Source organism: Paenibacillus sp. QJM3NY_38 (assembly GCF_056173265.1).
Genome location: NZ_CM149665.1, coordinates 4,719,064 through 4,739,041, shown reverse-complemented (window position 1 = coordinate 4,739,041; position 19,978 = coordinate 4,719,064). Strand labels below are relative to the sequence as shown.

The following is a 19,978-nucleotide window of genomic DNA, read 5'->3' as shown; positions in this document are numbered from 1 at the left end:
AGCCGAATCGCTGAAAAATGGTTGATTTCTACAAGCACGCACATGACCGGAACGAATCTATCAACTTTCCATATAATGCTTAATATATGAGGTTTCAGATCTATCTTTTCATATAAAACGAGGGGGAGTGAAGGTTCGTGAAACATAAAAATGTTCTGGTTATATTCGGAACGCGTCCGGAAGCGATTAAAATGGCACCTTTGGTCAAGGAATTGGAGTCAGCCCCGGGATTAACTCCAATCGTATGCGTAACCGCCCAGCACCGGGAGATGCTGGACCAGGTGCTTCGTTTTTTTGAAATCCAGACGCAAACGGATCTGAATATCATGAAGGAAGGGCAATCCTTATACAATTTGAGCGCTGACCTGCTAAAAGGGATGGAGAAGGTATTCCAAGCGAGAAAATATGATCTAGTGCTGGTCCATGGAGATACCACAACGGCATTCATTGGTGCATTGGCAGCTTATTACGCAAAGGTTCCGGTGGGACATGTGGAAGCAGGGCTGAGGACGTATGACAAATACGCGCCGTTTCCAGAGGAGATGAATCGCGAGTGGATCGGCAGGGTGGCGGATATGCATTTTGCCCCGACGGCGCTGTCGGCAGCAAATCTCAAAGCCGAGAATCGTTCGGCTCACGTGTATGTAACGGGAAACACGGGAATCGATGCAATGAAGTGGACGCTAAAGGCTCCTTTTAAACATCCGATACAGAACAAGTTACGGAAAGATAGCCGCTTAATACTGATGACCATGCATCGGCGGGAGAATTGGGGAGCACCGATGAAAGGGGTATTTGAGGCTGTGAAGCGAGTGATCCAGAAGCACCCTGACATTGAAGTGATATATCCGGTCCATCCGAACCCTGTACTACAGGAGGCGGTCGCGCAAGAGCTTGAGGGGCACGAGCGAATCCACTTGACCGAACCGCTCGATGTCGTTGATCTCCATCATATCATGCAGCGTTCCTATCTGGTCTTGACGGATTCCGGCGGCATACAGGAGGAAGCGCCGTCACTGGGGAAGCCGGTTCTGGTACTGAGGGATAAAACCGAACGCCCGGAAGGGGTCACAGCAGGTACCCTAAAATGCGTTGGTACGGAGTGTGAAGCGGTTCAGGCAGAAATAGAGCGGCTGCTGACGGATAAGGAAGCGTACCACAGCATGGCCAGAGCCCATAATCCGTTTGGCGACGGCACCGCGTCCCGCCAAATCGTCAGCGCCATCCATCGATTCTTTCAATCGCAGAGGGGCTGATATAGGGGACGGCTTTGATTTTGCATGCCCGAAGGGCGTATAATGAAGTATAAGTCGGGTTCAAAAAGTCAGTTTTTTTGAAATAACCTCTATAAGATTTCAAGCGAAAGGATACCTGTTATGGCCAATACTTACACTTATCCACGCAGAGAAGAGATAGCGAATGCAATAACGCATGGCATAGGAGCGGCGCTTAGCGTTGCTGCGCTGGTGCTCCTAATCGTATTTTCAAGTTTGAAAGGCAATGCCTGGCATGTGGTGAGCTTCACCATCTACGGATCAACGATGCTCCTCCTGTATCTGAGCTCCACGCTCGTGCACGGTTTGAGAGACGGGAAAGCCAAGGATTTCTTTGAGTTTATGGATCACTCTTCCATTTACTTGTTCATCGCAGGGACGTATACGCCATTCCTGCTGGTTGCCATCCGGGGATCGCTGGGCTGGAGTCTTTTTGGGATTGTATGGGGCATTGCGCTGTTCGGTGTCGTGTTTAAAGCATTCTTCGTCAAGAAGTTTCTGTTCCTCTCCACGATATTCTATATTGCGATGGGCTGGCTGATCGTTATTGCCTGGAATCCGTTAACAGCGGTTGTAGCGCCTCAAGGGATGAATTTGCTTGCCATTGGAGGCGTGTTGTACACGCTGGGTACCATATTCTATGTGTGGCGGGGCTTCCCGTACCATCATGCTATCTGGCATTTGTTTGTGCTGGCGGGTTCGATTCTTCACTTTTTTGCGATACTGATATACCTTCTTCCTATCGGTTGAACGGGTAGGAAGAAGGCTTCCTGCACATGGAGAAGGATGACAAGGGAAATGGCTTGACATCCTTCTTTGTTTTTTGTATGATAAGGTTCGTTAAGCGAACTGTAAAGTGTTTTTCCTTGACGAGGGGGTGCCCTTAAATGAGTCAGGAGAATTGGCTCGAGAAGACGAACCGGATCAATTTGCTGTTCGATTTCTATGAGCAGCTGCTGACAGAGAAACAGCAGACCTTTTTGAAATATTATTTCCATGATGATTTTTCCCTTGGAGAAATCGCTGGTGAATTTGAGATTAGTCGTCAGGCCGTCTATGAGCATATTAAGCGCGCAGAACAGGTCCTTGAGTCCTATGAAGAGAAGTTGGGGCTCCTGAGCAAGCATGAAACGCGCATCCGGGAGCTGGATAAGTTTCGGGTAATGGTGGAGCGTAGCGACCTGGGTGAACATGATAAGAATGTAATGACCGATATGGTCGAACGATTAAAAGTATGGGATTAAGTATGAACGGAGGTGGCGGATATGGCGTTTGAAGGATTGACCAGCAGACTACAGAATGTGTTCAGCAAGCTTCGTGGTAAAGGCAAGGTGTCCGAGGAAGATGTAACAGCCGCCATGCGTGAAGTCAGACTCGCGCTTCTCGAAGCCGACGTTAACTTCAAAGTGGTTAAGGATTTCGTATCCAAAGTAAAAGAGAAGGCCATCGGCAAGGAAGTGATGGACAGCTTTACGCCCGGCATGGTGATCATTGACATCGTTAATAAAGAACTGACGGAGTTGATGGGAGGAAGCCAAGCCAAACTGGCGAAGAGCAACAAGCCGCCAACAGTTATTATGATGGCCGGTTTGCAAGGTGCCGGTAAGACAACGACTTCGGGTAAGCTGGCCAAGCTGCTTCAGAAGCAGAACAGCCGACCGCTGCTCGTTGCCGGCGATATTTATCGTCCAGCGGCGATCAAACAGCTCGAAGTACTCGGCAGTCAGATCAACGTACCGGTGTTCTCGCTAGGAGACAAGACAAGCCCGGTTGAAATCGCAAAACAGGGCCTCCAGCATGCCAAAGATAACGGTCACGATTATGTCATTATCGATACCGCCGGCCGTCTTCATGTCGATGAAGAGCTGATGGAAGAATTGAAGCAGATTCACAGCGTAGTGAATCCTGATGAAGTCCTGCTTGTCGTTGATGCGATGACAGGTCAGGATGCGGTGAATGTCGCGGAAAGCTTCAATCAGCAATTGACGCTCACGGGCGTCGTACTGACGAAGCTGGACGGCGATACCCGAGGCGGTGCCGCCCTCTCGGTTAAGGCCGTTACCGGATGTCCGATCAAATTCGCCGCACTTGGCGAGAAGATTGATGCGCTCGAACCGTTCCATCCGGAACGAATGGCATCGCGGATTCTCGGCATGGGCGATATGCTGTCGCTTATCGAGAAAGCACAATCGAACATTGATGCAGACAAGGCCAAGGAAATGGAACGTAAAATGCGTAATGCCGAATTTACGTTTGAGGATTTCCTGGAGCAGATGGATCAGGTCAAGAAGCTCGGTCCCCTGGATCAGCTGATGGATATGATTCCCGGCATGGGCAAGATGAAGCAAGCCAAGGATCTCAAGGTGGACGAGAAGCAGATGGGACGCATTGAGGCTATTGTTCACTCCATGACAACAGCGGAGAAGCAGCAGCCTGACATTATCAATCATAATCGTCGTAAACGGATTGCGGCGGGCAGCGGAACCTCGCTGGCTGAAGTGAACCGGCTCATCAAGCAGTTTGACGAAATGCGCCGCGTGATGAAACAGTTCTCGGATATGATGGGTCCTAAAGGCGGCAAAAACAAGGCCATGAAACAGCTGAAAGGCTTGACTGGCGGAAAAGGCATGAAATTCCCGTTTCGTTAAGTCACGGTGATATCGAATGGACATTTTTTGAAGGAGGTGAATTTTCAAATGGCAGTACGTATTCGTCTGAAACGCATGGGTGCTCACAAGGCTCCTTTCTACCGCGTGGTGGTTTCTGATTCCCGTTCCCCGCGTGATGGCCGTTTTATCGAGGAAATCGGTTATTACAATCCGGTTGCTCAACCGGCTGAAGTTAAGATCGATGAAGAGAAAGCACTGAACTGGCTTCAAAATGGTGCGCAAGCATCTGACACGGTTCGCAACTTGCTTAGCAAAGCGGGCGTAATGAAGAAGTTTCATGAGCTGAAGCATCAGAAATAAGACTGATCGCGAGGGTTATCTATGGAAGAATTAGTTCGCGTTATTGCTAAGGCTTTAGTGGATCATCCAGAAGATGTGACTGTGAAGACCGTTGAGAAGGAGCACTTGATTGTATATGAGCTGTACGTGCATCCTGACGATGTCGGGAAGGTCATAGGCAAACAAGGGCGTATCGCCAAATCATTGCGTACAGTCGTAACATCGGCGGCGGTTAAAATGGATAAACGGGTGACCGTTGATATCATTTCTTAAAATATACGAAAGGGGGTTAGGATGCATGTCCTAGCCCTTTTTCGTACATGCTGAAGAAATCAGCCGGTCATGCTAGTGTGAACGTTCATTAAGTGATGCAGGAGGAAGACCATGTCTGAAAAGTTGTTTACTGTAGGGAAAATCGTGAATACGCACGGCATCCGTGGGGAAGTTAAAGTCATGCCGCATACGGATTTTGCCGACCAGCGATTTGCTCCAAAGAGCCAGCTGTACATTGTCCCTGAGAAGGGAAGCAAGATTGAAGTAACGGTGGATACATCCCGTTTTCATAAAAACATGTATATCCTTAAGTTCAAAGAGCTGCACGGCATCAATGATGCTGAGAAATATAAGGGCTCGCTGCTGAAAATTACACCGGATCTTCAGGAGGAGCTTCCGGAGGACGAGTACTATTTCCATGAGATTATTGGCTGCAAGGTGCTGACCGACGAAGATCCAGCCGAGGAACTCGGTACGATCTCCGAAATTTTGACGCCGGGCGCTAACGATGTATGGGTTGTCAGAACGCCTCAGGGAAAAGAAATTCTCCTTCCGGCCATACCGGATGTCGTACTTGATGTAGACATGGAAGCGAAGCTTGTCCGCGTGCATCTCATGGAAGGGTTGTTATAGTCCATGCGGATTGATGTGCTGACGCTGTTCCCCGAGATGTTCGATGGTGTGTTTCATTCCAGTATTCTGGGGAAAGCGGCCGAAAAACAAATTGTGAGCTTGAATGCCATCAACTTCCGCCAGTATGCGGGAAACAAGCATGGTCAGGTCGATGATACACCATATGGCGGCGGTGGAGGAATGGTGTTAAAGCCGGACCCGATTTTTGCTGCGGTGGAGGATATTCTTGCTTCCAATGGGAATGAGATCGCGAATCATGATGATGTGGCTAATCCTGCAGGGGAGTTACCGGCGGAAGTCTCCGGAACAGCCAAGCCTCCGCGAGTCATTCTGATGTGTCCGCAAGGAGAGACTTTCACGCAGAAGAAGGCGGAAGAATTATCACAGGAAGACCATCTGGTGTTTATATGCGGGCATTACGAAGGTTACGATGAACGAATTCGTGAGTTTCTTGTTACCGATGAGTTGTCCATCGGAGATTATGTGCTCACCGGTGGAGAGCTGCCGGCGATGGTTGCCATCGATTCTGTAGTCCGATTACTTCCGGGTGTACTCGGCAATGAAACCTCGGCGGTCACGGATTCATTCAGCACAGGTTTGCTTGAATATCCGCACTATACACGTCCTGCTGAGTTTCGCGGCTGGAAAGTGCCGGATATCCTGCTAAGTGGTCATCATGCGAATATCGACGTGTGGCGTCGGGAACAAGCGCTTAAGCGGACATGGGAGCGTCGCCCGGAATTGTTAGACAAGCTGGAATTGTCCAAACAGGATCAAGCGTATATAGACAAGCTACAGCGAGAAGTGGGATCCTCATAAGTTTTTTTGCTCAATCGAAGAACAGATCTGTGAGCACAGGTCTGTTCTTTTTTTATTCCTTTAACGAACCGGTTTCACGCTTGCACCAGAACAAAATTCGTATGAATTGAATAGTGTGATAAATAGGCGTTTGCGGATGTATGAGATCGTAAGGGGTGAAATCGATTGAGGCAAGAAAGAAGGAAGCGTAGGGACAGCAAGGCTGTCATTCAGGGACTTACACCTGGACGAATCCGTGTAGGAAGGAACCAAGCCACTCGATTCGTTACATTGATCCGTCAATTAACGTCACTGTTACGCGCATTTGTGGAACAGCCGGTTAACGAGAATTTCACGCTTATCAAAATACAATTGCAGAGCCTTAACGATCTGGTTTCGGGAATGAGGTTCTCGATGCGAGAACGGCGGGGGCTTAGGCTGGTCGTGCAGCAAATTGCAAGGATTTCCAATGCAGACAATCTGGAAGGCATCTTAACAAGACTGAACGAAGTCATGACGTTGTTTCAATCATATGGAGAACGACTCGGAGTCGGCGGCGAGATCGGTACGGATATCGCGGCTTCACAACAAGGTATTCAATCTAGGCTGGAGAATGCATTTCCGAGTGCGGATGCTGTGCCGCTGGTCAATTTAATGAACAATCTGCCTTTTTATATTATGAATGCAGCGACGAATCCAGGGGCAGCGTCGCGGCAGCAGCTTGCAGAAGTACTCCAAGGAATTAACCGGCAGGCTGCGAGATTAGGGAGTTCCGGACCGCAGTTAAGTAGGCTGCAAGCAGCAGCGGATGGAATTCAAGCTTCGCTTCTGGATGGAGCTTCGCCGGAGCTTTTGAATGAACAGCTCACTAATTATACGAATGCTCTTTCAGGAGCGGTATCGACGTCAAACATTCCAGTGACTGTCCAACAAGCTGCCGTTCAATCTCTGGCAGCTGTATCAAGGACGAGCGCTGTGAGCGTTCAGGGTCTCACAATCCAGGAAAGCGTGCCGGGTAACGGTCAGCCGGGCGTGACGGGAGCGACAGGACCTACGGGAGAAGCAGGAGCGACGGGAGCTATTGGACCGACTGGTGCAACCGGATCGACCGGGTTGCCTGGAGTGCCGGGGGCAACCGGACCAACAGGTGCCATGGGTGCTACGGGACCAATAGGTCCGGAAGGACCACCGGGGGCGCCTGGCGGGATTACAGGAGCAACCGGAGCGACAGGTGTTACGGGAGCAATCGGAGTAACCGGGGTCACGGGAGCGACAGGGGCAACGGGAGCAACTGGAGAAACCGGGGCAACCGGGGTCACAGGAGCAGCAGGAGCCACGGGGGCAACGGGTGTTACGGGAGCAACTGGCGTGACGGGCGCAACGGGAGTAACTGGTGAAACTGGTGGTACAGGTGCAACAGGAGCAACTGGGGGAACAGGAGTAACGGGAGCGACGGGTGTAACTGGAGCGACTGGAGTAACTGGTGTAACAGGAGCCACAGGAGCCACCGGAGCCACCGGAGTCACGGGAGCAGCAGGAGCCACGGGGGCAACGGGTGTTACGGGAGCGACAGGCGTGACAGGACCAACGGGAGCAACAGGAGAAACCGGAGTAACTGGAGTAACTGGAGCCACAGGTGTAACAGGAGCCACCGGAGCAGCAGGAGCAACTGGAGCAACTGGAGCAACTGGAGTGACGGGAGCAACGGGTGTAATCGGAGCGACAGGTGTTACAGGAGCAACCGGGATCACCGGAGTAACAGGAGCCACCGGAGCAACAGGTTCGACGGGAGTAACTGGTGAAACAGGACCAACGGGAGCAACAGGAGCAACTGGAGAGACCGGTGCAACAGGAGTAATGGGAGCGACAGGTGTGACAGGAGCAACCGGGATCACCGGAGCAACAGGTTCGACGGGAATAACTGGTGAAACAGGAGCTACAGGACCAACGGGAGCGACGGGAGTAACTGGAGCCACAGGTGTAACGGGAGCCAGAGGTGTAACAGGAGCCACTGGAGCAACAGGAGAGACTGGTGCAGCTGGCGTGACGGGAGAAACTGGTGCAACAGGAGCCACAGGAGCAGCAGGAGAGACAGGTGCAACAGGACCAACGGGTGCAACCGGAGCAACGGGGGCGACTGGGGAGACTGGTGCAACTGGCGTAACGGGGGCTACGGGAGTAACAGGAGCAACTGGTGAAACAGGTGTTACGGGGGCAACAGGAGCCACCGGAGCCACGGGAGCAACGGGCGCACCAGGAGCCACCGGGGTCACGGGAGCGACAGGTGCCACGGGGGCAACGGGAATAGCAGGAGCAACAGGCGAAACAGGAGTAACAGGAGCGACAGGACCAACGGGAGCAGCAGGGGCAACGGGTGTTACGGGAGTAACTGGTACAACTGGCGGTACAGGGGCAACCGGAGCAAAAGGAGTTACGGGATCGACAGGAGTGACAGGAGCAACCGGGGTCACCGGAGTAACAGGAGCTACAGGTCCAACGGGAGCGACGGGTGTTACAGGTCCGGCTGGTGCAACTGGAGCCACCGGAGTAACGGGAGCAGCAGGTGCCACGGGGGCAACCGGAGTAACTGGTGCAACTGGTATTACAGGAGCAACCGGGGTCACGGGAGCGACAGGCGCTACGGGAGTAACGGGTCCGACCGGTGCAACTGGAGCAACTGGAGAGACTGGTGCAACGGGAGTAACGGGTGAAACAGGAGCTACAGGACAAACGGGGGCTACGGGAGTAACTGGTGGTATAGGGGCAACAGGAGCAACTGGAGCAACAGGAGTCACAGGAGCAACGGGAGCCACAGGTCAGGCTGGTGCAACTGGAGCTACCGGGGTCACGGGAGCAACAGGTCCGACTGGCGCTACGGGAGCAACTGGTGTAACTGGCGGTACTGGTGCGACCGGAGCCACGGGAGCCGCAGGAGCAACGGGGGCGACTGGAGAGACTGGTGCAACAGGAGTTACGGGAGCGACAGGTGTGACAGGAGCCACTGGAGAGACTGGTGCAACTGGTGCTACGGGAGCAACAGGCCCGACCGGTGCTACGGGAGCCACAGGAGAAACTGGCGTCACAGGAGCTACAGGAGCGACAGGAGCAACAGGTTCGACTGGCGCTACGGGAGCAACCGGAGCAACCGGAGCAACCGGAGCAACCGGAGTAACTGGAGCAACGGGAGTAACGGGAGCTGCAGGCGTGACAGGAGCCACCGGAGCAACCGGAGCAACCGGAGTAGCAGGAGCAACTGGAGCAACAGGAGCAACCGGTGCAGTAGGTGCTACAGGAGTAAGGGGAGCCACCGGAGCAACAGGGGTCACAGGAGCAACCGGTGCCACAGGTCCGGCAGGCCCGACGGGTCCAACCGGCTCTACTACCCTTGTGGGTGGAAGTGTTATCTATGCTAGCAATGGAGCCACTCAAAATGTGGCCATCAACTCACCGATTACTTTCTCAACCAGTACGCTTCAAGGCGTAACCTTCAATGGTACAACGACGCTGACTATAGTGACAGCAGGCTTTTACTATTTTAATTGGCAAGTTTCTATTGCTAATGGTCAGACAGCTCCGAACACATTCGGGATCGTTGTGAATGGAAATACTACGAATACGGCGAACATGAACTCGAATTCAACCAACGCCGAAGTTTCAGGCTCTGCCGTCATCAATTTAAGTGCAGGTAATACCGTTGAGCTTTATAATTTATCGCCGGTCAGTAAATCAATAACGGCACCGCAAACCGCTGCAAGAATTTCTATCTTTAGAATCGGCTCATAGCGTCTGTTGTATACTTCAATGTCATTTTTAAAAATGGCTGATGCATCGTCTCCTTTGGTGGGTAATAAGTATTTGGAGAAACACTTGAGAGACTGGGAGGCATCTTGTGATGACAGAACATCGACAACAACAGGAAGCAAAAAAATAGAAGAAACAAACCATACAGAAGTCCAATTTCAAACGGTAGACGATATTCTTGAGTACTATGGCAAGCGCCACAAAGGTTTGCACGACTCGAAAGAAAGTGTAAATTAAGTAGTTCAGCCTAACCGCTTCCTCGCATGATTTTTCATGCTGGAAGTGGTTTTTTATGAACGAAAGCTCGGTGAAAAGACTGGTTTAACCATGAGGGTGTAAAGATAAAACACTTGATTCGGACTGCGAAATATGTTATTATTTTTTTTGTTGTGAATACGGTGGTCCGCTGCGGATAATGAAGGAAATACATAAAGTTTCCGGAAGATGCAAGAACACCTGTGTGAGAGGAGGGAGTCATAGATGAATATCGTTCAAGCGATTACTCAAGAACAACTTCGTAAAGATATTCCGAGCTTTCGTCCTGGTGATACTTTAAAAGTACACGTTAAGGTTATCGAGGGAACTCGTGAGCGTATCCAGTTGTTTGAAGGTGTAGTAATTAAACGTCGCGGTGGCGGAATCAGTGAGACTTTTACCGTTCGTAAAATTTCTTACGGTGTTGGTGTGGAAAGAACTTTCCCAATCAACTCGCCTAAAATCGATAAAATCGAAGTGGCTCGCCGTGGTAAAGTGCGTCGTGCGAAGCTTTATTATCTTCGTGAACTGCGCGGTAAAGCAGCGAGAATTAAAGAAATTCGTCGTTAATTACAAGGCGGTAGAAAGGGGCTTGTGCGAATATACAAGCCCCTTTTGTATATCCAAAAATCGTTATCATGCGAAAGCGATCTATAGGGAAGGACGGTGGGTTATGGAGAAAGATCAACACCAGGAGGCCATTGAAACCAACGTGGGGAAACCGGCCAAAAAGGCTAAGAACGAGCTTGTAGAATGGCTGAAGGCTCTTCTCATTGCTCTGGTTCTCGTCGTTCTCATTCGCTGGCTTCTCTTTAAACCGTTTATTGTGCAGGGTCCATCCATGGAACCTAACTTTGTATCCAATCAGAAGCTGATCGTCAACGAGATTTTATATGATATCCGCAAACCCGAGCGTGGAGAAGTTATCGTGTTCCATGTTCCTGATGAGGGCAGGGATTTCATTAAACGCGTGATCGCAGTTGCTGGTGATACGGTTAAAGTTGAAGGCGATAAAGTGCTTGTCAACGGGGAGCCTGTGAATGAAACCTACATACAGGAAGCAATTGATCAAGCGCATGCTGAAAACAGATTATACAATAACACGGACTTCCCGAACTCGTTCGTTCAGGACGGCGTTGTGCCAGAGGGCCATGTGTTTGTGATGGGGGATAACCGCTCCAACAGCACGGACAGCCGTATGATAGGATATGTTCCTTTGGGGGATATTATCGGGCGAGCAGACTTGATCTTCTGGCCGATTAAAGACATAGGGCTCATCAACCATTAGCCATGGCGCTATAGAAACGATGAAAGTTTGCAGAGCAAAGTAGAGGTGACGACGTTGACAATACAATGGTTTCCCGGACATATGACCAAAGCGCGCCGCCAAATTCAGGAGAAGCTGAAGCTGATCGATGCTGTAATTGAACTGATCGATGCGAGGCTTCCGCTCTCAAGCCGAAATCCGATGATTGACGAGATTTTGCAGGGCAAGCCGAGGCTCATTATTATGAACAAAGCCGATTTGGCAGATCCTGAGGTAACAAGGCAATGGCAAGCCCATTTCAAAGAAAACGGCTTAACCGCCTTCCCTGTAGATGCATCCACGGGGACAGGTGTTAAGGATATTCCGAATCAGATCAAGCTGCTGCTGAAAGAGAAGATTGACAAACAAATCGCCAAGGGCATGAACCCGCGAGCTATGCGGGTATTGATCGTGGGGATTCCGAATGTAGGCAAATCCACGCTGATTAACCGGCTTGCCGGCCGGAACATCGCCGAGACGGGAGACCGTCCGGGTGTCACCAAAGGGCAGCAGTGGATTAAGGTTGCCGGCGGTGAGATGGAATTACTGGATACACCCGGTATCCTGTGGCCAAAGTTCGAGGATCAGAATGTAGGGTACCGCCTGGCGGTCACCGGCGCCATTAAAGAGGAAATATTGAATGTAGAGGATATTGCCTTTTTTGCGATCAAATATTTCTCCAACTATTATTGGGAATCGATGAGCGAGCGCTTTGATCTTAAGGAGCGCCCCACGGATCTGGATAACCCGGATGAAATTGTCGCTGTCATGGAAGCGATCGGAAAAAAACGCGGCTGTATCGTAAGCGGCGGAAGAGTCGATCTGGAAAAAGCCTCAAGCATTTTCCTGCGTGAGCTTCGCGCAGGTAAACTAGGGCGATATTCCATGGAATCGCCTTATTGAATCGTTAACGGAGAATGGGAGGATGAACTGCTTCTCACTCCAGCTCAACCCGAAAGAACCGTTCTGCCCGAATACCGGGAGAACGGTTCTTTTTTTTCAATAAAGGGATAAACATCAGAGGCATGCCCGCACACACTATCGTAAGAAAAACTTTCTTTCCTCGTGTTCCGACCTTCTGTCCAAGTATGTCGCTCAGCGTCTTTCTTGTGGATCAGTTGGAGGTCCATGGTGGAGTCTCAGCTCCTTCTGCAATCCCCTAGTCTATTTTTTCAGTCGATGCCCTGAAGAGCGGTTTTGTTTGGATATGCGTGACTTGATAGGGTAACGCCGGTTCTTTCACCCGGGACAACAGCATGTTGGCCGCAGCAATTCCCATTTCATCGCTATGGATATGTACCGTTGATAAATGGGGTTCAACGATGCGCGATTCAGGCGCATTATCGAAGCCGCATACGGCAATGTCGCCGGGGATGGCGATATGGTTATTCTTCAAGGCTTTCATCACATTGACCGCAATAAAATCATTGGCGCATACAAAAGCGGACGGCATCTGTTTCATCTGTTTCAGCCGCTTCTCCATCCAGTCGGACTCGGAGAAAAACTCACGGTCCGGGTTTAGAACACATTGTTCCAGATCCAGCCGGATCCCCATTTCGGTCAAAGCCCGATTAAATCCCACCCAGCGTTCATTAAAGCTCTTGCAATGATGGATGTCCCCGATAAATCCCAAAGACATGTTGCCCTGCTCAATGAGCCGCCTGGTCATGTGGCAGGTGCTGTGTTCATTCTCCATCAGTAGTAAATCCGCCTGCAAGTCCGGGTAGAACATGTCAGCGGCACAATCGATAAATACGGTAGGAAGGCCGAGGCTTGTGAGCTCCTTGCTGTATTCCATATCAAATAACTCAATACAGATGATTCCATCCACTTTGGAGGATTCAAAATTGTTCGGCAGCGTCCGAGAATTTCGATCGATGTCCCGGACAATATGAATGGACAGGTTATAGCCTTCCGCGCTGATTCGTTTCTCAAGCCCGCTGATTAAGCGCGAGCCAAAATGGGAGGTGCTCGGAAGATTCGCCGTAAGAAGAGCGATGTTTCCCGGGTTTTTAGTCAGCAGGTTGTCCGTCTCCATGAAGGCAAATTGTTTGTATTTCAGTTCGATCGCTTTTTTGATAACCCTGCTGCGCGTCTCGTCCGGAATACTTTCGCTGCCGTTCAAAGCTTTGGATGCCGTATTTCTGGAGATCCCCAGTGCATCCGCAATATCTTGAATTGTGACTTTTTCTTTCGTCATGTATCTGATTTCACCTCAAATGATCAACTTCATACCAGTCTCGTTGTTTCTTCCAGGCGCTATTGACCTGAATATCTTAAATCAAATGTATAATAGATTAGCTAAAATAGCAACCTCAACTTTACAAATGCACAATCGATTTAACATTTAAACAACCGTGATTTAGTTGAAATCGACTTCGTTATTCCATTACATTTGTTAAAACATCATCTAACAAGGATGGAAAGGGTGGGAATCCGTAATTTCACGTGATAAACGACATGGATTGCCCTTGTTTATGACCAATGGATGAAGTAAACGAACAATTAATATTGTCAATTGCACAAATATATTTTTACAAAAAAGATTGACTGAAGTTACAACATTTGATAAATTGTAAAAGCAACATTCAACATAAGTGAAAAATGAAAGCCTTTTCTGTAAGCAATATGTAAACTTCTCTAGAAAGAACGGGGGAACAGGTTTGGAAAATTCAATGGAACCAGCCAACCAGGGGGCAGGGATAATCAGAGAACGGAGTTCTGCGGGGCGAATGCTCGCTTTCATCAAGAAAAACTATTTTCTGTACATACTGCTAGCTCCAGCGCTTATATTGACCCTTATTTTCAAATACGTCCCGATGTACGGTGCCGTTATCGCATTTAAGGATTTCAGTCCCATTAAAGGGATTCTGGGCAGCGAGTGGGTTGGGCTCAAACATTTTGAAAAGTTTATCGCCTCGCCGAATTTTGACGTCATTTTTATGAATACGCTTAAATTGAGTTTTTTTGGTCTGATCTTTAGCTTTCCGGTGCCGATCCTGCTTGCGCTCATGTTAAACCAGGTTCGCAAAGCGACGGTCAAGAAAAATGTTCAGCTGTTTCTATATGCACCCAATTTCATCTCGGTGGTCGTCATTGTCGGAATGCTGTTTATCTTCTTGTCGCCAACGGGGCCGATCAATCAATTGGTCATTTGGATGACGGGTAATCCGCTTATGTTTATGTCGCAGCCGGAATATTTCAGGTGGATCTATATCCTATCGGATATATGGCAGAGTGCCGGGTGGGCCTCCATCATCTATGTGGCTGCTCTTGCGAATGTGGACCCGGAGCTGCATAACGCGGCCAGCCTGGACGGAGCTAACCTGCTCCAGCGCATCCGTAATATCGATCTGCCCACAATTAGGCCCATTATGGCGATCGTCTTCATACTTGCGGCAGGGGGCATTATGTCGATTGGCTTTGAGAAGGCTTATCTGATGCAGACCTCCATGAATCTTCCCACTTCGGAAATTATCGCTACCTATGTATATAAGGTCGGCTTACAGTCAGGCGATTACGCGTACTCGGCAGCGGTTGGTTTATTCAATTCCATCATCAATGTCATTTTGCTCGTGACGGTGAACTTTATTGTCCGAAAACTCAATGAAGGCGAAGGCCTCTACTAGGAAAGGAGACATATTCATGGCCGTTAAACATTCACGCTTCGACCGCTTTCTGTTGTCATTAAATGCAATCTTTTTAACGCTAGCCGTACTGGTCGTGATCGTTCCATTGGTTTACATTGTCGTTGCTTCGTTCATGGATCCCACCGTGCTGCTGAATCAAGGACTCTCTTTTAAAATTTCCGATTGGAGCCTGGAAGGCTATCAGATGATCCTGTCCAATCCTGCGATGCTTCGCGGATTTGGCAATGCGGTGTTCTATTCAACAGCATTTGCACTTCTTACGGTAACGGTTTCGGTCTGTGCGGGATACGCCCTTTCGGAGAACCGGCTGGCCGGACGACACTTCTTCATGACGCTGTTCATTATCACCATTTTTTTCGGAGGCGGACTGATTCCTACGTACTTGCTCGTGAGGGAGCTTGGCATGCTCAATACGGTATGGGCCGTGATCATCCCGGGTGCGGTGAATGTGTGGAATATCATTTTGTCCAGAACCTTCTTCAAAGGGGTGCCGAATGAATTGAAGGAGGCTGCTAATGTGGACGGGGCTTCCGATATGAAGATCTTTGTCCGGATCGTTCTGCCGCTATCCAAGCCCATTATCTTTGTGCTCGCGCTGTATGCTTTTGTTGGCCAGTGGAACGCATTCTTCGATGCCATGATCTATCTGGACGATCCCAAACTGCACCCGCTGCAGCTCGTTCTTAGATCGATTCTGATACAAAACCAGGCTGCGCCGGGCATGATCAGCGACCAGCTTGCGATGGCGGAGCTGAAACGGCTTTCGGAAATGATTAAATATTCGGCGATCGTGATATCCAGCCTTCCGCTATTGATTATGTATCCGTTCTTCCAAAAGTACTTCGAGAAAGGTGTTATGGTTGGCTCTCTCAAATAGCGTGCCGCCTTCAACATAGTAATCCTAATACATGATTTGGGAGGTCATTGATATGAATAAGAAGGGATTCAAGAAACAAAACCGTAAAAAAGCGGTAACTCTGACAGCTCTGGCAGCCGTGCTGCTCTTGTCCGGGTGCGGCAAGGGCGGGGAAGCCTCAAATGAGTCGCCGGACGGTAAGGTCACCCTGAACGTTCTGACGCAAAGCTCGCCGCTGGCTCCTGCCGACCCTAACGAGAAGCTGATCAACAAGCGGCTGGAGGAGAAAACGGGCATTCACATCAGGTGGAAGAACTATACAAGCGATGTATTTGCGGAAAAACGCAATCTGGCCGTGGCTAGCGGAGATTTGCCCGACGCCATCTTCGATGCGGGGTACGGAGATTACGATCTGCTGAAACTGGCAAAGGACGGAGTCATCATTCCCGTGGAGGATTTAATCGAACAGCATATGCCCAATCTGAAAAAGGTGCTGGAGCAAGCACCGGAATACGTCAACATGATTACGGCACCGGATGGACATATCTATTCTTTTCCATGGATCGAGGAGTTGGGTTCAGGGAAAGAGCGGATTCAATCGGTGGATAACTTCCCCTGGATTAACGTGGAGTGGCTCGACGCCTTGGGGCTTGAGATGCCAACCACCACGGAAGAGCTAAAAACTGTATTGAAAGCGTTCAAAACCCAAGATCCGAACGGCAACGGACAGGCGGACGAAATACCACTGTCCTTCATTAATAAGCCGGGGGGTGAGGATCTGACATTCCTGTTTGCTTCATTCGGCTTGGGCGAGAACTGGGATCACACCGTCGTTACGGATGGCGGGAAGGTCGTGTTTACCGCAGCCGACAAGGGGTATAAGGAAGCCATAGCATTCATTCACGAATTATATGAAGAGGGATTAATCGACATCGAAGCATTCCAGCAGGATTGGAATACCTACCTGGCCAAGGGAAAGGACCACCGGTACGGCATGTATTTTACATGGGATAAAGCTAACATTACGGGCATGAACGAAACGTATGATCTGATGCCGCCGCTTGCAGGGCCAACCGGCGAGATCAATGTAACAAGGACGAACGGAATCGGTCTTGACCGGGGAAGATTGGTCATTACCAGCAGCAACAAGAAGCTGGAGGAAACGGCCAAATGGATTGACGCGATGTATGAACCGCTCCAATCGGTTCAGAACAACTGGGGAACTTACGGTGACGATACGCAGCAGAATATTTTTGAGCTGGATGAAGCCAAAGGGATGCTGAAGCATCTTCCGCTTGAAGGCACGGCTCCGGTAGAGCTTAGGCAAAAAACAAGCATCGCGGGGCCGCTTGCGATCCTGGACGAGTATTATGGAAAATACACCACGATGCCGGATGATGCGGCGTGGAGGCTCAAACTCATGAAAGACGTCATGGTCCCGCACATGAAAGCGGAGAATACATACCCGAAAGTGTTCTTCTCCATCGACGAGTTGGATCGCTTATCCACGATTGAAGCGGACTTGTTCCCTTACCTGGAAAGAATGCGCACCGAATGGTACCAGAATGGAAAGGTAGATCAGGAATGGGATGCTTACCTGAAGGAATTGGATCGACTTGGACTTCAGGAGTGGCTGACGATCAAGCAAACGGGATACGACAGAAACATGAAGTAACCGTGTGGAATGCAGCGGCCGTTCATGCATATCGTTGAAGTACGGCCGTAAACCCACATGATAACGATAATGAAGGAGATCACCGAATGACGAACACGGAACAGCAAAACTATCGAAATGCCTACCATTTTTCACCACAGAAGAACTGGATGAATGATCCTAACGGCATGGTCTATTTTAAAGGGGAATACCATTTGTTTTATCAGCATCATCCCTTTGGCACCACATGGGGACCCATGCACTGGGGACATGCGGTCAGCAATGATCTGGTTTCCTGGGAAGAGCTCCCCATTGCGTTAGCGCCCGATGAGCATGGCACGATCTTTTCAGGCAGTGCGGTTGTGGACTGGAACAATTCCAGCGGATTTTTCGACGAAGGGTCCGGGCTTGTGGCGATTTTCACTCACCATCATGATGTGCCGGGCGCACAGCCAATGATTCAGTACCAAAGTCTGGCGTACAGCAAGGACGAAGGAAGAACCTGGACGAAGTATGAAGGAAATCCGGTCCTTCGCCATGACAGCTATGTTGATTTTCGGGATCCCAAAGTGTTCTGGCATGAGCCGTCATCGCAGTGGGTGATGATTGTGGCGTGCGGACAGACGGTATGTCTCTATCGATCTTCCAATTTAAAAGAATGGGTATTTGCCAGCGAGTTTGGAGAGGGCATCGGATTTCATGATGGAGTATGGGAATGCCCCGATCTGTTCCCTCTTACTACGGAGGACAATGAAATACGATGGGTCATGCTTGTCAGCATTGGCGATGATTCGGCCTTTGTCGAGGGCTCCAGAACGCAATATTTCATTGGAGATTTTGACGGAACAGCGTTTATTCCGGATAGGCGCTCCAAGGGTGATGTGCGGTGGCTGGATTACGGCAGGGACAATTATGCCGGAGTAAGCTGGTCCGACATTCCTGCAGCGGATGGCAGAAGGCTGTTCATTGGCTGGATGAGCAATTGGAAATACGCAAACTTGACACCAACGGATAGTTGGAGGGGTGCCATGACCTTGGTGCGGGAACTTAAGCTGGAGATGCTGGAAGGTGAAATCATTGTAACGCAGCAGCCGATTCGTGAAATCGAGGAGTATCGTCATGAGGTGCTTTCCTTGCGTGATATAGCCGTGGATGAGGCTGCTGTCCGATTAGCGGCTGTAAGGCTGGAGAACTTCGAGATCCTTGTCCGCTTTGATCCAACATCTTCGCTTGGTTTGAAAGTAAGGGCAGGATTAGGACAAGAAACGTTGGTCGGTTGGGATGCAAGGTTAGCCGAAGTATACGTGGATCGCAGCCGTTCAGGGCAAGCGGATTTCCATAAAGATTTCCCCGGCAAGCATGCGGCACCGTTAAAGACACCGGGCTCTATGCTGGAACTGCGGATCTTCGTGGACCGTTCGTCCGTGGAGCTGTTCGCGGATCGCGGGCAGGCGGTGATCACGGATTTAATTTATCCTGATGCTGCTTCAATGGGAATAACCGTATTTGCCGATGATAACCGGAAGGTTATAGAATCCCTCCATATCTATGAGGTTTCTTCATCTGGTGGCCAGTTAAAGTAATATGAATCGATAAGACACAAGGAGATCCGGCAGTATGCGTATTGGAGCAATGGAAGCGGGCGGCACCAAATTTGTTTGCGGTATTGGAAGTGAAGATGGAATCGTCGAGGACAGTTTCAGCTTTCCGACAGGACAGCCGGAAGGGACATTATCCAGAGCCATTTCCTATTTCAAGGATCATGAGGTAGACGCCATTGGCATCGGGTCATTTGGCCCCATCGATCTGAAACCGGAGAGCCCGACATACGGATATGTAACGTCAACACCGAAACCTGGATGGTCGCATACAGATGTCCTCGGTAAGATGAAGTCGCATATGGACATTCCCTATGGCTGGGATACGGATGTTAATGCAGCTGCTTTTGGAGAAGCGACTTGGGGAGCAGCGAGAGGGCTGAGCAGCTGCGCTTATTATACGGTGGGTACAGGTATTGGTCTCGGCCTTTATGCCGAAGGACGACTGGTTCATGGATTGGTTCATCCGGAAGGCGGCCATGTTCCCGTTAAGCGCCATCCCGAAGATGCTTTTGCAGGAGCCTGTCCTTATCATGGCGATTGCCTGGAAGGATTGGCAGCAGGGCCGGCGCTTGAAGCCCGATGGGGGTTGAAAGGACATCTGCTGCCGGCCGATCATCCCGCTTGGGAAATCGAAGCCTATTATATAGCGCAATCCATAACCGGACTGATCCTGACGAATTCCCCGGAGAAGATCATACTGGGCGGCGGGGTTATGCAGCAAGCTCAGCTGTATTCCCTCATTCGTGCAGAGGTGAGGCGCAATTTGAACGGATATGTGCTTGCCGACGAAATTGTACACGATATCGAGAATTATATAGTTCCTCCGGTATTAGGCACCCAGTCCGGTTTATGCGGCGCATTGGCTCTGGGAATCCGGGCATGGCAAGATTCGCAATCATAAACAGGTTCGTCATTAGGAGATCAGCCCG

18 protein-coding genes are annotated in these 19,978 nt (G+C 50.1%); 17 read left to right on the top strand and 1 reads right to left on the bottom strand.

The window, feature by feature from the left end:
- Window positions 1-191: 191 nt before the first annotated feature.
- The 12 genes from wecB to ylqF all read left to right on the top strand — a co-directional run bounded on the left by wecB (window position 192) and on the right by ylqF (window position 12,191).
- Window positions 192-1,256 carry a non-hydrolyzing UDP-N-acetylglucosamine 2-epimerase gene (wecB, locus tag AC0VZ8_RS21785; RefSeq protein WP_475487735.1) on the top strand — a complete coding sequence of 355 codons (1,065 nt, stop codon included), beginning with the start codon at window positions 192-194 and terminating at the stop codon, window positions 1,254-1,256.
- A gap of 120 nt (window positions 1,257-1,376) precedes the next feature.
- Window positions 1,377-2,024: a PAQR family membrane homeostasis protein TrhA gene (gene trhA / locus AC0VZ8_RS21780; RefSeq protein WP_475484362.1), complete on the top strand. Its 648-nt coding sequence runs from the start codon at window positions 1,377-1,379 to the stop codon at window positions 2,022-2,024.
- A 137-nt stretch (window positions 2,025-2,161) separates the two neighbouring features.
- Window positions 2,162-2,518, top strand: a complete 357-nt coding sequence (locus AC0VZ8_RS21775; RefSeq protein WP_475484361.1) for a putative DNA-binding protein — start codon at window positions 2,162-2,164, stop codon at window positions 2,516-2,518.
- Between the two features lie 21 nt (window positions 2,519-2,539).
- Window positions 2,540-3,922 carry a signal recognition particle protein gene (ffh, locus tag AC0VZ8_RS21770; RefSeq protein WP_071220054.1) on the top strand — a complete coding sequence of 461 codons (1,383 nt, stop codon included), beginning with the start codon at window positions 2,540-2,542 and terminating at the stop codon, window positions 3,920-3,922.
- Between the two features lie 48 nt (window positions 3,923-3,970).
- Complete coding sequence (gene rpsP, locus AC0VZ8_RS21765) at window positions 3,971-4,243, top strand: 30S ribosomal protein S16 (RefSeq protein WP_006211361.1); 273 nt, start codon at window positions 3,971-3,973, stop codon at window positions 4,241-4,243.
- 21 nt (window positions 4,244-4,264) lie between these two features.
- Window positions 4,265-4,495: a KH domain-containing protein gene (locus tag AC0VZ8_RS21760; protein WP_006211360.1), complete on the top strand. Its 231-nt coding sequence runs from the start codon at window positions 4,265-4,267 to the stop codon at window positions 4,493-4,495.
- A gap of 111 nt (window positions 4,496-4,606) precedes the next feature.
- Complete coding sequence (gene rimM, locus AC0VZ8_RS21755; RefSeq protein ID WP_475484360.1) at window positions 4,607-5,128, top strand: ribosome maturation factor RimM; 522 nt, start codon at window positions 4,607-4,609, stop codon at window positions 5,126-5,128.
- Between the two features lie 3 nt (window positions 5,129-5,131).
- Complete coding sequence (gene trmD, locus AC0VZ8_RS21750; protein ID WP_475484359.1) at window positions 5,132-5,947, top strand: tRNA (guanosine(37)-N1)-methyltransferase TrmD; 816 nt, start codon at window positions 5,132-5,134, stop codon at window positions 5,945-5,947.
- Between the two features lie 165 nt (window positions 5,948-6,112).
- Complete coding sequence (locus tag AC0VZ8_RS21745) at window positions 6,113-9,709, top strand: collagen-like repeat preface domain-containing protein (RefSeq protein WP_475484358.1); 3,597 nt, start codon at window positions 6,113-6,115, stop codon at window positions 9,707-9,709.
- A 498-nt stretch (window positions 9,710-10,207) separates the two neighbouring features.
- Entirely contained in the window at window positions 10,208-10,552 is a 345-nt protein-coding gene (gene rplS, locus AC0VZ8_RS21740) for a 50S ribosomal protein L19 (protein WP_015736355.1), read from the top strand.
- 103 nt (window positions 10,553-10,655) lie between these two features.
- On the top strand, window positions 10,656-11,270 hold the full coding sequence (lepB, locus tag AC0VZ8_RS21735) for a signal peptidase I (RefSeq protein WP_036663956.1): 615 nt from the start codon (window positions 10,656-10,658) through the stop codon (window positions 11,268-11,270).
- A gap of 54 nt (window positions 11,271-11,324) precedes the next feature.
- Window positions 11,325-12,191, top strand: coding sequence for a ribosome biogenesis GTPase YlqF (ylqF, locus tag AC0VZ8_RS21730; protein ID WP_194543595.1), 867 nt, complete (start codon window positions 11,325-11,327; stop codon window positions 12,189-12,191).
- Window positions 12,192-12,447: 256 nt separating this feature from the next.
- On the opposite strand, the gene AC0VZ8_RS21725 is transcribed toward ylqF, so the two are convergent.
- Window positions 12,448-13,488, bottom strand: coding sequence for a LacI family DNA-binding transcriptional regulator (locus AC0VZ8_RS21725; protein WP_475484357.1), 1,041 nt, complete (start codon window positions 13,486-13,488; stop codon window positions 12,448-12,450).
- A gap of 532 nt (window positions 13,489-14,020) precedes the next feature.
- Between AC0VZ8_RS21725 and AC0VZ8_RS21720 the strand changes: the two genes are divergently transcribed.
- From AC0VZ8_RS21720 to AC0VZ8_RS21700, 5 genes are all read left to right on the top strand, one after another.
- Window positions 14,021-14,917 (top strand): ABC transporter permease, encoded by an 897-nt coding sequence (locus AC0VZ8_RS21720; protein WP_475487734.1) that lies wholly within the window; start codon window positions 14,021-14,023, stop codon window positions 14,915-14,917.
- 16 nt (window positions 14,918-14,933) lie between these two features.
- Window positions 14,934-15,815 (top strand): carbohydrate ABC transporter permease, encoded by an 882-nt coding sequence (locus tag AC0VZ8_RS21715; protein WP_220684582.1) that lies wholly within the window; start codon window positions 14,934-14,936, stop codon window positions 15,813-15,815.
- A 52-nt stretch (window positions 15,816-15,867) separates the two neighbouring features.
- Complete coding sequence (locus AC0VZ8_RS21710) at window positions 15,868-17,469, top strand: ABC transporter substrate-binding protein (protein WP_475484356.1); 1,602 nt, start codon at window positions 15,868-15,870, stop codon at window positions 17,467-17,469.
- A gap of 86 nt (window positions 17,470-17,555) precedes the next feature.
- The gene (locus tag AC0VZ8_RS21705) at window positions 17,556-19,031 is read left to right on the top strand and encodes a glycoside hydrolase family 32 protein (protein WP_475484355.1); all 1,476 of its coding nucleotides are present in this window, start codon (window positions 17,556-17,558) and stop codon (window positions 19,029-19,031) included.
- 34 nt (window positions 19,032-19,065) lie between these two features.
- The gene (locus AC0VZ8_RS21700; protein WP_475484354.1) at window positions 19,066-19,950 is read left to right on the top strand and encodes an ROK family protein; all 885 of its coding nucleotides are present in this window, start codon (window positions 19,066-19,068) and stop codon (window positions 19,948-19,950) included.
- The last annotated feature ends 28 nt before the right edge of the window (window positions 19,951-19,978 follow it).